The following is a 15,473-nucleotide window of genomic DNA, read 5'->3' on the forward strand; positions in this document are numbered from 1 at the left end:
GGGACCGGGCCTCAGGTCCCAAACCTGTCGCGCCAGGCGGGCTTGGCTCCGGCAAAGGGAAGGGCGGTTGCAGCGTGGACGCCGCGCGCGACGGCTCGAGCGAGGACGTCGGCGGCGGTCGCGCAGAGTTCTGCCAGGGCGAAGGCATCGGGCGGCGCGCCGCTATGACCGGTTGCCGCGGCAAAGACCACGTCGCCGTCGAGCGGCGCATGGACCGGCCTGAGCGCCCGGGCCAAGCCATCATGCGCCGCAAGCGCCAGCCGCTTCGCCTGCGATTTGGTCAGTGCCGCGTCGGTCGCGACGAGTGCGATCGTGGTGTTCTGTCCGGCCCCGCCCTTGAAGCGCAGCCCGAGATCATCGGGCGAGATCAGGGATGGCCAGCCGAGGCCGCCGAACTCACTCGCTTGCTCATAGGGGGCGGCCCAGAAGCAAGGCCCGTCGCCGATCGTGGCACTGCCAACGGCGTTGACGGCGACGAGCGCGCCCACGATCTGACCGGTGGCGGCGCGCGCGCTGGCTGAGCCGAGCCCCCCCTTGAGCGTAGCGGTGGTCGCACCGTAGCCAGCGCCGGCGCTTCCGAGAAAAAACTCAGTGCCGGCATTCTCTGCTGCCGCCTGCGCCAGCGCCCGATAAGGGGCCTCTGCGCCATTGCCCCTGGCCCAGCCCTTGTCGCCGCCATTCAGGAGATCGAACAGGATCGCCTGCGGCACGATCGGCACGCGCATGCCGCCGACGGGGAAGCCGCGACCGTTTGCGGCAAGCGTCGCCATGACCCCGTCAGCTGCGGCCAGCCCCCAGGCGGAGCCGCCAGAGAGGACGATGGCGTCAACATGCTCGACAGTCATTTCCGGTTCCAGCAATGCGGTATCGCGGGTGCCGGGAGCGCCGCCGAGAATGGCGACCGAGGCTACGGTCGGGCGGTCAAACAGGGCGACGGTGACGCCGGTCGCTGCGGCAATATCCTGGGTTTGCCCGACGAGCAGGCCGCGAACATCGGTGATCAGGTTGCGCATCACGAGGGAATGACACCGGGGGGCGTGGGGGAACTTCGCGCTCGCTGGCGCGTCATCGCTACATTACGATCTTTTCATGCTTGCGCCATCGCAGGGTCAGGGGCGCGAGGTCAGCCTTGCCATGATCGCGAACCGGCTTCGAGACCCGCCAGCGACCTGACCTTGTCGATACGACAAACGGAGACCCAGGATGAAACGCATCGCACTTATCGCAGCTTCGTCGGCAGCCGCCCTGGCTGCGACGTTCGCGGTCGCGCAGCCGCAGCCGGTTCCACCTGCCGGCGGCTCCGGATCCTCGCGTGACATGACGCAGCAGGAGCGTACCGACCAGCGCGACCAGCGCCGCACCGAGCAGATGGAAGCCCGCATGAAGGAGCGGCTCGAACGCGCGCAGACACGCATGAACGAGCGCTTTGCCAAATTGCGCGCCGATATGAAGCTCAAGCCCGAGCAGGTCCCGTTGTTCGATGCGGTCGAGAACACGGTGAAGAAGGGCATGGAGCAGCGTCGTCAGGGCTTTGCGGCCATGCGCGAGCAGCGTGAGAATTTCCGCCACGCCGATATCATGGAGCGCCTGGACGCGATGGCCAGCCGTCAGGCGGCACGTGCCACGCGCAGCAAGGAGCTCGCGGATGCCGTTCGTCCGCTCTGGTCTACCTTGAGCGACGAACAGAAGACGGTGGCGCGCCGGGCTGTGCGCGAAGCATTCTCCGAGGGGCGCGCCCGCATGGAGCGGATGGGGGAGAACATGCGCGATCGCTGGCAGGATCGACGCGGCGGCCGGGATCACGATGGTGACGATCGCGGCTCGCGTCGCGGCCGCTACCATAGCGACGACGACAACAACTGATCGCAGCGCGATCGCCTTCACGAGGCGGCTCCTCGGAGCCGCCTTTTTCTGTGCTGCTGTCGGTGGGGCGGTCCGGGTGACGATGCGGAAGAGCTGGATTGCGAAGGTTGAGGCGACCGCGGTCATGAAAAACGGGAGTTTACCATAATCCTTCAAATTGAGTTCATTTTTGAGCGCCTAGGGTCCTCTCAGTAAATCTCGTGAGAGGGGCGTCTCATGAAGGCTCAATCGTCAAACTGGCTGATGAGGATTTTCATCGCCTTCGTTTTCATACTCTGCCTGTTCGGCCCGTATGGTCTTTCGATCCTGATCGGCTGCGTCGGGCTCGGCTGCTATTTCTTTCGCGACGAGGTCGGATCGCATCTCTGACGAAGGATCATCCGGCGGCGCTGCGGCCATCTGGGCGTGCTTCATAGAGGGGGGCGGCTCCTGCGGGCCGCTCCTTTTGCTGTTTTGCTCAGGCCCTGCGGCCAATCCTGCAACGCTGAACCGGAGCCTGTAGTAGCTCCCCCGCTTCCATCCCGCGGGATCAAACATGTTGATCCCGCGCAAGGTTGAGATAGCTTCCATGCGGGATCTGGGGGGTGGGGCAACGCATGAGAGACGCCGTGGTTCTTCGCGTTCTTGCCTCGGCGGGGTTGGCCTCCCTGTCCTTGTTCTGCCCAGGCTTTGGTCGCGCGGAGGAAGTCCTTCCGGCGTTCCAGGCGGATTTCGAGACAGCCTGCATCGCGGCCGAGGACTGGAAGATCTCGTCGCTGCTGGACAAATCGGTTCGTGCCGATCGTATCCGATGCGTCGGCGAACAGGGGACCGGAGATGGCGGGCGCGTCCTCAGCGTTACCGTCAAGCCGGGCGATGCCTATGATCCCGATCCTGGCTCCTCGGCGACGGAGCGCGCCGAGATTCAGATGACGCGCGAGCTCATCCGCTTCGATACCACGACCTGGTACAGCTTTCAGTTCCGTGTCGAGGCCCCGTGGCTGACACGAAAGAACCGCACCGTCATCCAGCAGATCAAGCAGAATATCGATCCGCGCTACGAGAAGGGCAGGGGCGGAGAAGAGATCTGCGATCCCGGCAATCCGCTTTTCAAGATCGAGGTGGATTCGGACGGCAAGACTCCGGTCTTCCGCGCGAAGAGTGCCGGCACCGAGACATGTGGCGACAGCGTCGGGCAGGTCCATTTCTGTGGCGACTGGCCAATCGCCCCGGGCCACTGGCACCGGGTCAATGTTTCGATACGGCCGAGCCAGAAGGCCGGTGAGAGCCATCTGCAGCTCTGGCTCGATGGGCGCGCCTGCCCAGCCTATCGCGGCGTACTCGGATATCCGCGCTACGGCATGACGAAGGCAGGCAAGCCGGTCATCGACGCGCAGCCGCGCTTCGGCATCTATCGCGATGCTTTGCCCGATGTCTCGCAGACCATCCAGTTCAATGACATCGCCTTCTGGACCCGGAGCCCCGCCGGACATCCGGCGTGGAGCGGTATCGATATCCCATCGGATTGAAGGCGCTGCTTGGGGAAGACGGCGGACCAGTACGCGGACGGCCCGGTCCATTCGTCGTGCGCGCCCGTCTGGGCAGGCCGCGGGACGCACCTGCCGAGGGCTCGAACTGAAAAGGGCGGCTCCGAAGAGCCGCCCTTTTCTGATTCCGATCGGAGCTTCGCAGCCCGAGCCTGCAATGCAGGATCAGCGCGAGTAGAACTCGATGACCAGGTTCGGTTCCATCTGCACCGCGTAAGGCACGTCCGACAGGGTCGGGGTGCGGGTGTAGGTGGCCGAGAACTTGGTGTGGTCGGCATCGATGTAGTCCGGCACGTCGCGCTCGGCGAGCGCAGCCGATTCGATCACGATGGCGAGCTGGCGGGAGGATTCCTTCACCGCAATCACGTCACCCGGCTTGACCTGGTAGGACGCGATGTTGACGCGCTTGCCGTTGACCGTGACGTGGCCGTGGTTGACGAACTGGCGAGCAGCAAACACCGTCGGGACGAACTTGGCGCGGTAGATCACCGCGTCGAGACGGCGCTCGAGCAGGCCGACGAGGTTCTCACCCGAGTCGCCCTTCAGGCGGATCGCCTCGGCGTAGTAACGACGGAACTGCTTCTCGGAGATCGAGCCGTAATAGCCCTTCAGCTTCTGCTTGGCGCGCAGCTGCGTGCCGAAGTCCGACGGCTTGCCCTTGCGGCGCTGGCCGTGCTGGCCGGGGCCGTATTCACGACGGTTGACCGGGGACTTCGGGCGGCCCCAGATGTTCTGACCGAGGCGGCGGTCAATCTTGTATTTCGCCTCATGACGTTTCGACATATCGCGTGTCCTCTTGGTTCGCGAGTTGAGGACCGCGCCCTCCTGTCCCCGTTTCCAGGGCGACAGATCCGGCTCTCGACGAGCGGATCACGGGTGCGGAAAAAGTCGCGCGGGCCCTGATGGACCCGCGCGACGAGAGCCCTATAGGCGCAGGAGCCCCCGCAAGTCAAATCCCTTGGGGCTATGCCTGGGGATCGCTGCTCAGTTCATCAGTGGAAATGGCTCGATCAAGACCTGGGACAGCCCGTAACCCGCGAGGGCAATTCGCAGCGGTCCGCTGATGCAGGCCCCGCTCGTGAAGATCGCCGGTGCGTCGCCAGCCGCGCTGAACGGTGGGGGCGCCGCAGGGCCCAGCAATTGGGAAATCCGCCGGGCGATGGCCGGGGCAGGGTCGATCCAGCTGACGGACCACGGTGCCACCCGGCGCATGCGTTCGAGCAGCAGTGGATAATGCGTGCAGGAGAGGGTGATCACGTCGGTCCGTACGCTGTCGCGTTCGACGAAGCAGGGCTCGAGTTCCGCAAGGATTGCCGCGTCGTCGACCGTTTCACCCTTGAGCGCGGCTTCGGCGAGGCCGGCAAGGCCGGTCGAGCCGACCAGCGTGACCTCGCAGCGCGCCGCATAGGCCTCGATCAGGCCGCGCGTATAGTCGCGGGCGACGGTTCCAGGCGTCGCCAGGACCGAGATCAGTCCGCTGCGGGTGGTCTCGGCTGCTGGCTTGATCGCCGGGACGGTGCCGACGAAGGGGATGGTGAAGCGGGCGCGCAGCGCCGGCAGCACCAGAGTCGAGGCGGTGTTGCAGGCGATCACCACAAGATCAGGATGACAGCGCGCAATCAGCCGCTCCATGACCTGCAGGACGCGGTCGACAAGCTCCGCCTCGCTGAGCCGGCCATAGGGGAAGCCGGCGTCATCGGCGGCGTAGACGATGCGTGCGTCCGGGCGGGCGCGCGTGGTTTCGGCCAGCACTGTCAGGCCGCCCAGCCCGGAATCGAAGACCAGAATGGTGGGTTGGCGGCGTGGCATCACGGCTGCGCCATAGGCTGTTCCGGCCAGAAGATCGACCCGCATGCGTCGGCGCCTGCACAGGAGATGGATGAGCGCTTCATTGGGCCAGAGCCCGGTTAAGGAGTGGTCAAGGAACTCCTGGCCGCCATGATTCTATTTAATTGACTCTGTCCACTAATTGGCACGATCCTGATCCTCGGAGATCATCATGGCCGCCACAGATAGCCCCGCGATCGCTGCGATCCGACGCTTCAACCGCTTCCACACGCGCTGGATTGGAGCACTTGGTGGCAGCCTGCACGGCTCCGGTTTCGCGTTGGCCGAGTCGCGCGTGCTCTATGAGTTGGCTCAACGTGACGATTGGCTCGCAAGCGAGTTGGCACGCGAGCTTGCCCTCGATCCCGCCTATCTCTCCCGCATTCTCAAGGGCTTTGCTGCTGCCGGCTGGCTGAGACGCGAGCGTTCTCCCGACGACGGGCGGGCTTCGCACCTGCTGTTGACGCGAGAGGGGCATGACGCCTTTCGGCCGCTGGATGAAGCGTCGCGCGATCAGGCCGGCTCGATTCTGGCGCGGCTCGGACAGGCTGAACAGGCGGATCTGGTCGAGGCGCTGGGAACCGCCGAGCGGCTATTGTCAGGAGCCTGCGAGCGGAAGTGGCAACCGCTCATCCGCGAGCACAGACCCGGCGATATCGGTTGGGTGATATCGGCGCATGGCCGGCTCTATGCGGAAGACTATGGCTGGGACATCAGCTTCGAAGCGCTGGTCGCGGAGATCGCGGCGAAATTCCTGCGGGACTTCGTGCCTGGCAAGGAGCGCTGCTTCATTGCGGAACTGGACGGGATGCCCGTGGGCTCGGCCTTCGTAGTTCGAGAGTCGGACGAGGTCGCCAAACTTCGGCTCGTGCTGGTCGAGAAGCGCGGGCAGGGGCTCGGTCTCGGCAAGGCGCTGGTGCAGGAGGCGGTCGGCTTCGCGCAATCGGCTGGTTATCGGCGCATGATCCTGTGGACCAATGATATACTGCACGCTGCGCGTGGTATCTATCTTGCCGCCGGCTTCAGGCTCATCGCCGAGGAGGCGCACCATTCCTTCGGGCAGGATCTGGTGGGGCAGAACTGGGAGCTGGAACTGGGACGCTAAGCCTTCAGCCGCGCCACGGCCGCCGCCGCCGCCCGCCCCGCCAAGGTCGCGCCGCCGACCGTCATCGCACCGCCGCCGGCCGTCGCCTCGCCCGCGATCCAGATGCGACCGCCGATCGGCTCGGCAAGCCTGTCCCGGGCCGCCTCGAAGCCGGGGCGGCATACCGAATAGGAGCCATGCGAGAACGGATCGGTCCACCAGGCGGGGAATGACACGCCGGTGACGGCCTTGCGAAAGCTCGCGCCGACCATCTTGGCCAAAAGCTCGGTCACATGATCCCGTGCGGCGGCGGTTCCCGCGCGGGAAAGGTCGCGCGCATAGTCCCCGCCGCAATAGGCGATGACGATGTCCTTGTCGTCCGGGAAGAGGTCGACATTCATCATCGCCTTGGGTGAACCGGCTTCAAGATAGCTCATGCCGGGCTTGATGCCGAAGCGATCACCCTCGACCTTGAGCGCGATCTTGGTGAGGGCGCCCATGCCGATTCCATTCAGGGCGTCGCGGGTTCGGGCAGGCAGTGCAGGCGTGAAGCGAATGTCGCCGGCCTTCAGAACGCCGACCGGCACGGTGACGATGCAGGCGCGTGCCTTCAGCGTTCCCGAGCGCGTCGTGATCTCGACGCCGGGCCCGTCCCAGCGAATGGCTTCGACCGGTTCGCCAAGGCGGATATCGAGCCCTTCGCCATGGCGCGCGACAAGATTGCCGTAGCCCGAAGGGACGACGAAATCGTCGCCGCTCCACAGGCGTTGGTAGTCGCGCGCCGAGATGCGATCGGATTCCTCCCCGATCGAGAGCAGCAACCCGGAGGTGGCGACGGGCGTCATATCCGGGCCGAGGTCTCCGAGCAGCTCGGCAACCGAGAGATCGCGCTTCGAGATATCGACGGTTTCGAGCTTGCGGTCGATTTGCCTGAAGGCACCGCGCCGTTTGACCCGCTCGGCATCCGACATCGGTTGCCCGTTGGCGAAAACCTGGAAGCCGCCGCCCCAGGATTCATTCGGCGTCGGGATACCGAGATCGGCGGCGATCTTCACCCAGGGATTTCGCTCCGCCCAGTGGATGAACATCGCGCCGGCGTCGTAGGCGGCGCCAAGCGAGGTGTCGGTGAAGGCACGGCCACCGACCCGGTTGCGGGCCTCGATGATCACGACCTGGCGTCCCGCCGCTTTCAGTTCGCGTGCGGCTGCGATTCCGGCTGCGCCTGCGCCGATGACGACGACATCGAGATCGCCGGCCAAGGCAGGGCCGGGCGCGCCCGCAGCGGCTGCGGCGAGCGCAGTTGAGCCCATGAGAAAGGTCCGGCGGTCGAGCATCATCAACAATGTCCGCAGCGGTCTGGCGCCATGATGCGCGACTGCTTGTGCGTTGCAATACGCAACCTGCTTTGCGGCCGGATCACGGCAATCACGAGATCGGGAGGAGGGCGCGAGCGGGGCTGAGTTCCGGGGGGATGTCTGCAGTATAGAATACATATAAATTAGAACGCTTCTCCATTGGATGGATTCTATTGTTACTTCCTTGATTGAGAATCGATTGACAGAATTCGACTCTATTTCTATCGAGTGCTGGCTTTACTGAATTGATAAAGCTTAGTTTTCAGCAATTTTAAACTGCAGGCTGCGCATCCAATGCATTGGCAGCGCCGGCAGGGGCGGGGTTCTGACTATGGGTGGGCATTCTGGCGGGCTGCGTTGCGGCGTGGCGCTTGGCGTTCTTGTGTTGATGACAGCGTCACAAGCTGGTGCACAGCAGCGTGTTCAGGCCGCACAGCAGCCGGTTTTTCCTCAATCGGCCGAGGGACCCGTCGTTCTGGACACCATTACCGTGCAGGGGGAGGGAATCAGTGGTGCGCCGCTGATCGCCGGGCCGACGACGACCCGCACGACCCGCGAAGAACTCGACAGGCAGCAGGTCCAGAGCATTTCCGACCTGGCCAACCGGGTCGAAGCGGGCATCAGCTTCAATCGCCAGAATAACAGCATCAATATTCGTGGTCTCGATGGCCCGCGCGTGCTGACCACGGTCGACGGCATCAGGCAGCCGTTCCTGACCGACACCCGGATCGATCGCAGTTCGACCAACGCCTTCGACTTCGATGCGTTGTCCACGCTCGACCTGCTGCGCGGCGGCAGCGGCGCCAGCGTGCTCGGCTCCGGGGCTCTGGGGGGCGTGCTTGCCGTCCGAACGCTCGACCCCAAGGACCTGATCAAGGGCGGCCGCCAGTTCGGTGCGCTCGCAAAGACCGGCTATGACAGTACCGACGAGGCCTGGTTCGGCAGTGCCGCAGTCGCGGCGCGGCTCCAGCAGACCTATTTCCTGCTCCAGGGTAGTTTCCGCGACGGGCATGAAACAGGCAACAGGGGGACGATCGACAGCATCGGACCGACCCGGACGATGCCGAACCCGACGGATTTCACGCAATACGGGCTGCTCGCGAAGATCCAGCACTATGTCGACGATGTGCACCGGTTCGGCATTACCGGCGAGTTGTTCAAGCGCGAGGACAAGGTCAACGTCCTCACCTCGACCGTGTCGCCCACCGGCAATTTCCGCCCGGGAAACTATGACACCGGCGAGGATGTCGAGCGTCAGCGCGTCTCGCTGACCTATGATTACAAGCTGCCGGGTGGCTTCCTCGACGAGGCCCACGCCAATCTCTACTGGCAGAACGTCAAGCGTAACGCGCTGGTCTCAGCCTACCGCTTCACCAGCGTCATCGGTCCCTATACCCGCAACAACGAAACCGAGCAGGAGGCCTTCGGCTTCAACGGCCATGTCGTGAAGAGCTTCCAGACTGGCATCTTCTCGCACGGCATCACGCTCGGCACCGAACTGCGCACGACGACGCTGAACCAGTATTCGGCCGGTGTCGACAATTGCCGCCGCCCCTATACCGGCGCCTTCACCGCCTGCAACAACCTGCACACCAATCAGGCCGACCAGCCGAAGGTCGACGGCAATGCGATCGGCGTTTTCGCGTATGACGAGATCGGCATGCTCGACAACCGCCTGCGCCTCACGCCCGGTGTTCGGTTCGACTGGTATGAGGAGAAGCCGCAGAACACGCCGGCCTACACCAATGGCGGCTCCAGCCCGGTCGGCTTGCCGCCGTCCTCCAGTGACAGCGCCTGGTCGCCGCGGGTGCGGCTTGAATACGACGTCCTCAAGGACGCCGGCATGTTCAAGGATGTTACAGCTTTCGCGCAGTGGTCGAAGGGTTTTCGCGCGCCGACTGCAAGTGAGCTCTATGGCCGCTTCGGGGCGGTTGGGACCTATCTGCGCATCGGCGATCCCACGCTGCGCCCTGAAACCAGCAACGGCATCGATGTCGGCTTCCGCTTCGGTGACCGGGCCTTCGGTGGTTCGGTGACATATTTTCACACCAATTACCGCAACTTCATCGAGACCGTGCAGATCGCGCCGCCGAATGCACTCTATCCGCAGGGCGGCATTCAGGGGCCGCGGAACGTCGCGCGGGCCGAGATCCAGGGCGTCGAGGCGAATTTCCAGTATGCCTTCGCCGAGAACTGGCTGGCGCGCGGCTCCTTCGCCTATACCCGGGGTCAGAACAAGGACACCGACACGTTCCTGAACTCGATTCCGCCGATGCAGGGTATCGTCGCAATCGCCTATGGAACAGACATCTGGGGCGCCGAGGTCTCGACCAAGCTCGCTGCCGCACGTGACGACGTCGCTGCAACGACCGGCACGAATGCCGGTTTCAAGGCTCCGGGCTATGCGCTCTTCAATGCTTCGGCGTGGTGGCGGCCGACGAAGCTCGCCGATATCGAGCTGCAGGTCGGCGTCTACAACATCTTCGACCGCAAGTACTTCGATGCGGTCAACGTTCCGACGGGCACGCTTGCCCAGGCGCGCGACTACTACACCGAGCCGGGCCGCACGGTGAAGGCGACGTTGAAGTACCAGTTCTAGAGTCACCCCGCGGGCGGAGTAACAAGAAGGGCCGGGCAGGGATGCTCCGGCCCTTCCGGTTCGTCACGAAGGGGAACGTCTATTCGCCCTCGGGGGCTTTCACCGGGCGCGGATGTCGGGGCCCCTCCGCCAGGGATTTGAACACGCCGCGCAGGGTGCGCGCCTCCTGCTCGGTCATCTCCAGGCGATGCAGGATGTCGCGCAGATTGGCGGTCATGACCGGCTTCTTGCCGGGCGGGAAGAAGCCGCAGCGCTCGAGTTCGCCTTCGAGATAGCCGAACATCGAAAACACCGTCTCACGAGTCGCGGGCGGGGAGGGATTGTTCTCGCGGAAGGGCGGCTCGCCATCCGTCGTCTTGAACCACTCGTAGCCGGCCAGCAGCACGGCCTGCGCGAGATTGAGCGAGGCGAAGGCCGGGTTGACGGGAAAGGTCAGGATCGCGTCGGCGAGCGAGATCTCTTCATTGGTCAGTCCGATGCGCTCGCGACCGAACAGGATGCCGACGCGCTCGCCGCCGCCGACACGCTCGGCCAGGGACGGCATCACCTCGGCTGGCGTGAAGACGCGCTTCATCTGGCCGCGTTCGCGGGCGGTGGTGGCGAGCACATGATTGAGATCGGCCGTCGCGGCGGCGGCGTCAGGGTAGAGCCGGGCATTCTCGAGGATATGGGTCGCACCGGAGGCTGCGGCGGTTGCACCCTTCTTGAGGCCTCCACCGGCGGGCCAGCCATCGCGAGGGGCCACGAGTCGCATCTCGGAAAGGCCGAAATTCGCCATGGCGCGAGCGCTCATGCCGATGTTCTCGGCCATTTGCGGTTCGACCAGAATGATGACCGGGGCGGGGGTTCGCGTGGCGGGGCGGGTGCGGTCAGTGCCTGAGCCGGTCATCGGGTACTCTGTGATATCGGTCTCGCCCGGTTCTGGGACCGGGCTCGAAAGCCCGATCCTATCAGCCTGCGGCAAGAGCGGCGTCAAGCGCTACGGCGCAGGCCAAAGCCGAACCCGGCCTCCACCTTGGTGTCCATCCTGCGCTGCTGCGGTATCCGTTCTTCCTTGATCCGGAAGCTGGAGACGAGGCCGTTCAAGCGCTGGATCTGGCCGGTGAGCGAGCTGGCCGACGCGGCGCTCTCCTCGGCGAGGGCTGCGTTCTGCTGGGTCATCTCGTCCATATGGGCGACGGTCTGGCTCATCTCATCGATGCCGTTGGCCTGCTCGGCCGAGGCTGCGGAGATGTCTGAGACAGTGGCGGAGACCTTTTTCGAGGCTTCGACAATCTTTCCGAGCGCCTCGCCGGCCGAACGGACCAGTCCGACACCTTGTGCGACCTCGACACCCGATTCGCTGATCAGCGAGGTGATGTCCTTGGCCGCTTCCGAGGAGCGCTGGGCCAGGGTGCGGACCTCCGAGGCGACCACCGCAAAACCCTTGCCGGCATCGCCGGCGCGGGCTGCCTCGACGGCTGCGTTGAGCGCAAGCAGGTTCGTCTGGAAGGCGATCTCGTCGATCACCGACGTGATATCCGAGATCTTGCGCGAGGCCTGCTCGATCCGCGCCATCGCGGCGACGGCATCGGTGACGATCGCACCGCCCTTCTCTGCAACTTCGGTCGCCTCGTTGGCCAGCAGAACGGCCTGGCGGGACGACAAGGCCGATGCCTTGACGGATGCGGCGAGCTCTTCCGTCGTCGCGGCGGTTTCCTCGAGCGAGGAGGCCTGCTCCTCGGTGCGCTTCGAGAGGTCGTCGGCGCCCATATTGATCTCGCGTGCGGCATTGGCGACGTCGACCGAGGTCGTCTGGATCGTCGCGACGGTCTCGGAGAGGCGGTTCACCGCGCGGTTGAAGTCGTCGCGGAGCTTGAGATAGTCGGCTGCGACATTGTCGTCGATGCGGTAGGTCAGATCGCCCTGAGCGAGCATTTCCAGGCCAGCGGCGAGCAGCCCGACGACATGCTGCTGTTCCCTAGCGAGCATCGCCCGCTCGGCCTCGACGCGCTGGCGCTCTGCCTCGTTGCGGCGACGCTCTGCATCGGTCAGGCGTTCCTGCTCGGTGGTCTGAGCTTCGAGCCGGCGCATCTCGAGGCCGTTTTCTTTAAAAATCAGCACGGCCCGGGCCATTTCGCCGACTTCATCGCGACGCGTCTGGCCCTCGATCTCGGCATCGAAATCGCTGGCGGCGAGCCGCTCCATCGTGCCCTTCAACCGGGCCAAGGGGCCGGTGATGCTCTTCGCCGACATCCACATCGCACCACCCAGGCCAATCAACAGGCCAAGCAGGCTGCCGCCGATGACAATGGCGATGGTGCGCTTAGTCTCCGAGCTCAACCTTGCGCTGGTCGTCTCGGTATCCTTTCCGAGCATGTTGTTGAAATCGGTGATGTTGCGGACGACCGCGGTGAGCTTGCCGTCGAGTTCGTCCATCACGGCCAACGCCCGTTCGTTTTCGTCATTGGCGCCGTAATAGAGGGCGCGATCGACGCCCACCTTGATGTCGGTGACCTGCTTGGTCAGGGCATCGTATTCGGCGGCCCGCTCCGGAAGGTGGGACTGTCCCTCCTTCAGCAGTTCGAGCGCCTGACCATAGGAGCGCTGCAACTGGCTCTGGGCATTGCGCGCACCATCCGTCTCGCGAGGATAGGCAATGACCTTGTAGGCCTGAGCCAGAATATCATTTGCGGCGCGCGCCGAACGGGCTGTGGCAAGCGTCGCCTTGCTGCGCGAATTGATCAGCTCGGAATAAGTGCTGTCGACTTTGCTCAACTGCACGCTGCCAAGAATCGTCGCGGCCACGCCAATCAACCCGACAATCAGCATCGCAGCTGCGATCTTGATGCTGATACGAATATTACCTAACGTCATGCTGATCGGCCCTCGAAGCGCTCGCAACAGCTGGAGCTGCGCAGCTCCGTGGCATTTCGGCGTTAAGAAAGCTGAAATTGATCGATCGGCGCGCGTTTGTTTTCTGTACGAGACCTTTGGAGGCGGGGTCCGGCCATGAGCCGCGCAAGTATTCTTGCGGCCTGAACTGCATGGCCGGCGCCCTGTTTTGGTCCTTTCGGGCCCCGCCGGGACCCCGAAACGGCAGGGGAGCGCCTCAGCGCTCCGCCGCCGCCTCCACAGCACGCATCACGCGAAGCATGTTGCCGCCCGCGAGCTTCTCCAGGTTCTCTTCCGACCAGCCACGGCGAATCAATTCGGCGATCAGGGCCGGGAAGGTCGAGTTGTCCTCCAGTCCTTCCGGCGCGGTGCCGCCGAAGAAGTCCGAGCCAATGCCGATATGGTCGTAGCCGATGCGCTTGGCGAGATAGTCGAGATGGTCGCAATACTGCGCCAGCGTCGCCGTCGGGCGCGGGCCGGATTTGGCGACGATCTCTGCCTCGGCCTTCTTGTAGTCCATGCCGTCCGGTGTCTTGCCGTACTGGTCCTTGGCGGGACGGTGCCAGTCGCGCGAGGCCTGGTTGATGAAGTCAGGCACGAAGGTCGCCATGACGATGCCGTTGTTCCCGGCGACGCGATCGAGCACATCGTCAGGCACGTTGCGGGGGTGGTCGCAGAGCGTGAACGCGTTCGAATGGGACCAGACGAGCGGCGCATTGCTGACGTCGAGCGCATCATGCATCACCTTCGGCGAGACATGGGCCAGGTCGACGATCATGCCGAGCCTGTTCATGCGACGGACCACGTCCTTGCCGAAGGCGGAAAGCCCGTTATGGCGCGGGGCATCGGTCGCCGAATCGCACCAGTCATGCGTGCCGTTATGGCAGAGCGTCATCAGGCGCACGCCAAGGGCTGAATAAGCATCGAGGGCGTCGAGCTCGTTGTCTATCGCCGAGCCGTTCTCGATCGTCATGAACAGGGCGATCCTGCCCTCGGCCTTCGCAGCCTCGACATCGGCGGCGGAGAGGCCCGGGCGGAAGACCTTCGGATGCTTCGCTAGTACATTCTGCATCAGCGCGATCTGGGCCAGCGCGAAGCCGGCGGGCTTCGGGTGGTTCGGCGGGACATAGGCTGCGAAGAACTGGCCCGCAAGCTTGCCCGCCTGCATGCGCGGAATGTCGGTGTCGGTCTCGGGATGGACCTTGGTCAGGTCATAGGCCGCGACATCGCCCTTCGCCTTGGCATCGAGCCGGATCACATAGGGCAGGTCGTTATGGCCGTCGATCAGCGGGGCGCGCTCGAGCAGAGCGAGCGCCGCGGCATAGGCATTGTCCTGGACTGGAGTTTTGGCGAGGGCCATGGCGCACCTTGGAGGGGATTCGAAACGGTGGGGATCGTGGCAGGGCTTTGCAGGCGAGGCGAGGGGCGATGACGCATGCCGGCTCGCTGTCTGGTGCGTGCGGCGTCAGGCCCGAGCCTGACCCGGTCTCCTGGCGAAGCATAATTCCCGGCGGCGGCAAGCGCCCCCGGGAATGACGGCATCTTCGCCTCAGGTGAAACGGGCCGGTGCAAACGGGGCAGGATCGACGAAGACCTTCTCGCCGGTCACCATCTCGGCAACCATGCGCCCGGTCACTGCGGCCAGCGTCAGCCCGTGATGGGCATGACCGAACGAGAACCAGAGATTGCGGTGCTTCGGCGCCGGGCCGATGATCGGCATCATATCAGGCGTGCAGGGGCGGTTGCCGAGCCAGGGCTCGGCATCGACCCGCTCGCCGAGCGGGAACAGCGTCTTGGCGATCGGTTCTGCGCGAGCGAGCTGAACCGGCGTCTTTGGCGAGTCGCGCAGCGCGAACTCGGCGCCCGTGGTCAACCGAATGCCCTTCACCATCGGAGCCAGGAAATAGCCGCGCTCGGTGTCGAGGACAGGGTGGTTCAGCACGGCGTTGCCGAGCGGCTTGTAGTGCATGTGGTACCCGCGCTTGACCGCGAGTGGCAGGTGGTAGCCGAGCCGGTTGGTCAGGACATCGGCCCAGGGGCCGAGCGCGATCACTGCGTCATGTGCGCTGGCGCGGGTGCCGTCGGCGAGCGCGATGCTCCAACCCTGGCCGTCCTGCGCGAGCGTGCCGGCATCGCCCTGCGCAAGTTGTCCGCCGAGCTTTTCGAACAGAGCGACATAGGCCTTCGACAGGCCAAGCGGGTCGATCACCGTGACCGGGTCGGTCCAGTGCAGGCCGCCGATCAGGCTCTGGTCGAGATGGGGCTCCTCGGCTCGCAGCGTCGCGACATCGAGCGGGCGGTAGTTCAGCCCGAATTCCTTGTTCCACTTGGCCGCCTCGGCCAGC

General features: G+C 64.7%; 13 protein-coding genes. 4 read left to right on the forward strand and 9 right to left on the reverse strand.

What is annotated here, in order from left to right:
* Nucleotides 1–11: 11 nt before the first annotated feature.
* A complete protein-coding gene (locus AC1DJT_RS08680; RefSeq protein ID WP_441506215.1) occupies nt 12–1,013 on the reverse strand; it encodes a P1 family peptidase in 1,002 nt (333 codons plus the stop codon).
* 190 nt (nt 1,014–1,203) lie between these two features.
* Between AC1DJT_RS08680 and AC1DJT_RS08685 the strand changes: the two genes are divergently transcribed.
* Entirely contained in the window at nt 1,204–1,863 is a 660-nt protein-coding gene (locus AC1DJT_RS08685) for a Spy/CpxP family protein refolding chaperone (RefSeq protein WP_441506214.1), read from the forward strand.
* Between the two features lie 231 nt (nt 1,864–2,094).
* On the opposite strand, the gene AC1DJT_RS08690 is transcribed toward AC1DJT_RS08685, so the two are convergent.
* A complete protein-coding gene (locus tag AC1DJT_RS08690; RefSeq protein WP_441506213.1) occupies nt 2,095–2,277 on the reverse strand; it encodes a hypothetical protein in 183 nt (60 codons plus the stop codon).
* A 194-nt stretch (nt 2,278–2,471) separates the two neighbouring features.
* Between AC1DJT_RS08690 and AC1DJT_RS08695 the strand changes: the two genes are divergently transcribed.
* On the forward strand, nt 2,472–3,371 hold the full coding sequence (locus tag AC1DJT_RS08695) for a heparin lyase I family protein (protein WP_476769223.1): 900 nt from the start codon (nt 2,472–2,474) through the stop codon (nt 3,369–3,371).
* A 183-nt stretch (nt 3,372–3,554) separates the two neighbouring features.
* Here the strand turns inward: AC1DJT_RS08695 and rpsD are convergent, their stop codons facing one another.
* Entirely contained in the window at nt 3,555–4,172 is a 618-nt protein-coding gene (rpsD, locus tag AC1DJT_RS08700) for a 30S ribosomal protein S4 (protein WP_043237713.1), read from the reverse strand.
* Between the two features lie 201 nt (nt 4,173–4,373).
* Nucleotides 4,374–5,243: a glutamate racemase gene (gene murI / locus AC1DJT_RS08705; protein WP_441506211.1), complete on the reverse strand. Its 870-nt coding sequence runs from the start codon at nt 5,241–5,243 to the stop codon at nt 4,374–4,376.
* A 145-nt stretch (nt 5,244–5,388) separates the two neighbouring features.
* On the opposite strand from murI, the gene AC1DJT_RS08710 reads away from it, so the two are divergent.
* Nucleotides 5,389–6,321: a bifunctional helix-turn-helix transcriptional regulator/GNAT family N-acetyltransferase gene (locus AC1DJT_RS08710; protein ID WP_476770159.1), complete on the forward strand. Its 933-nt coding sequence runs from the start codon at nt 5,389–5,391 to the stop codon at nt 6,319–6,321.
* On the opposite strand, the gene AC1DJT_RS08715 is transcribed toward AC1DJT_RS08710, so the two are convergent.
* Complete coding sequence (locus AC1DJT_RS08715; protein WP_441506209.1) at nt 6,318–7,637, reverse strand: flavin monoamine oxidase family protein; 1,320 nt, start codon at nt 7,635–7,637, stop codon at nt 6,318–6,320. The two genes, AC1DJT_RS08710 and AC1DJT_RS08715, sit on opposite strands and share 4 nt — an antisense overlap.
* A gap of 406 nt (nt 7,638–8,043) precedes the next feature.
* On the opposite strand from AC1DJT_RS08715, the gene AC1DJT_RS08720 reads away from it, so the two are divergent.
* Nucleotides 8,044–10,254, forward strand: a complete 2,211-nt coding sequence (locus AC1DJT_RS08720) for a TonB-dependent hemoglobin/transferrin/lactoferrin family receptor (protein ID WP_476770158.1) — start codon at nt 8,044–8,046, stop codon at nt 10,252–10,254.
* A 79-nt stretch (nt 10,255–10,333) separates the two neighbouring features.
* Here the strand turns inward: AC1DJT_RS08720 and AC1DJT_RS08725 are convergent, their stop codons facing one another.
* The 4 genes from AC1DJT_RS08725 to AC1DJT_RS08740 all read right to left on the reverse strand — a co-directional run.
* Nucleotides 10,334–11,143 carry an RNA methyltransferase gene (locus tag AC1DJT_RS08725; RefSeq protein WP_441506207.1) on the reverse strand — a complete coding sequence of 270 codons (810 nt, stop codon included), beginning with the start codon at nt 11,141–11,143 and terminating at the stop codon, nt 10,334–10,336.
* Nucleotides 11,144–11,226: 83 nt separating this feature from the next.
* Nucleotides 11,227–13,110, reverse strand: a complete 1,884-nt coding sequence (locus tag AC1DJT_RS08730; protein WP_441506206.1) for a methyl-accepting chemotaxis protein — start codon at nt 13,108–13,110, stop codon at nt 11,227–11,229.
* 235 nt (nt 13,111–13,345) lie between these two features.
* On the reverse strand, nt 13,346–14,488 hold the full coding sequence (locus AC1DJT_RS08735) for a dipeptidase (protein WP_441506205.1): 1,143 nt from the start codon (nt 14,486–14,488) through the stop codon (nt 13,346–13,348).
* A gap of 189 nt (nt 14,489–14,677) precedes the next feature.
* On the reverse strand, nt 14,678–15,473 hold a 796-nt coding region (locus tag AC1DJT_RS08740; protein ID WP_476833908.1), incomplete at its 5' end, for an NAD(P)/FAD-dependent oxidoreductase.

It is taken from the genome of Allobosea sp. 05T422_2 (genome assembly GCF_056396265.1).